The sequence below is a fragment of the Endozoicomonas sp. ONNA1 genome, from assembly GCF_024606325.1.
In the GTDB taxonomy this organism is placed as follows: Bacteria; Pseudomonadota; Gammaproteobacteria; order Pseudomonadales; family Endozoicomonadaceae; genus Endozoicomonas_A.
On sequence record NZ_JAHHPN010000284.1, the window covers coordinates 1 to 1,288 of the forward strand.

Consider the following 1,288-nt stretch of genomic DNA (forward strand, 5'->3'; position numbering starts at 1 on the left):
CTTTCAGATTGAGGGAATTTGCAGTCTGCCGGGCAATACAGGCATCCAGGAAACCTTGCATTTTCCGCCATCCCAATGCCTGGTGTATCCGGTACAGTTGACGGATGGAAGGAACCGTTTCGGAGAAACTATCGAACTTTTCAACATAGCCCGGCCGTTTAGCTTCTGGCTGTGAGCAGATAATCTCTACCGTCCATCGACTGCTTTGTGTCAGGATAAATTGCCGCTTGAGCTTTTGCCTCAGTGGCTCCAGTGCCTGCCATTGCGCTTTGTCAGGAACCGGGCTCAGGTTTTTACACAACGTAATGTAATCCAGACACTCGGATTCAGGCAGCTGCGTCAGGGCAAATTTTACAGTATCCAGGGAGGCGGGAATTGAGAGCGCCTTGCTGAGTACGTTCTGGTCTTGTTGGTGTTCATTATGTCTCGCCAGCCAGAAGCGAACACCGGCGCCGCCATGATTGAAGAGCATGGGTATCAACGATGCCAGGGCATAAAGCACCTGCATTCTTTCGTTGCGGGCGTTTGTGAAAGCGGTCAGGTATTGTTCAAATTCCGCTATCGTCATGCGCCACTCTCTGGAGGCTGAACTGAACAGCGCCAGGACTTTCATGGTTTCTTCAATCGTCATACGCCATTTTTTGGGAGCCGAACTGAACGACGGCAATACATTCATTGCATCGTCTTCCTCCCACTCATCATCGGAATCACTGATCTCGCAGTCACTCTCTATAGCGAGTTCCGGAAGATCGGGAAGATATGGGCGAAATGCTCTCTCGTTCGCCGTCAACAGGCTTTGTTCGGGCAGCCCGGAGCCTTTAAACACCCGGCTGGTCATCTTCAGGCAATGTTTCCTGTTGTTCACTGGCAGCCACTGAACAAACACTTTTAAGTCCGCCTCAGCCGGGAAGCCCTGTCGAGAACTTATGCAGGCAATATGCGCGAACAGTCTCTGATCGATCGGGCTGTCTTTAACGGTCTCATCAAGGTTCGGCTGCCAGCCCTCTTTCAGGCAGGGCATAGAGATAAAGGCTTCCACCTGCTCCTTGGTCGGGAAGCCATTACCATCATTCATGGAAGCAATGCGCATGAGCAGTTTCCGATCGATCGGGTTGTTTTGAACGGCTTCATCGCAACCCTCCCTCCAGCCCTCTTTCAGGCAGGGCATGGAGATAAAGGCTTCCACCTGCTCTTTGGTCGGGAAGCCTTTGCCATGATTCATGGAAGCAATGCGCATGAGCAGTTCCCAGTCGATGGGCTTATCTTTAACGGCCTCGTCCCGACCCGG

The 1,288-nt window shown here is 52.2% G+C and carries 1 protein-coding gene; it reads right to left on the reverse strand.

What is annotated here, in order from left to right:
- Nucleotides 1-1,288 (reverse strand): hypothetical protein (locus tag KDK19_RS06665; RefSeq protein WP_257253608.1); only part of this gene is annotated, 1,288 nt, incomplete at both ends.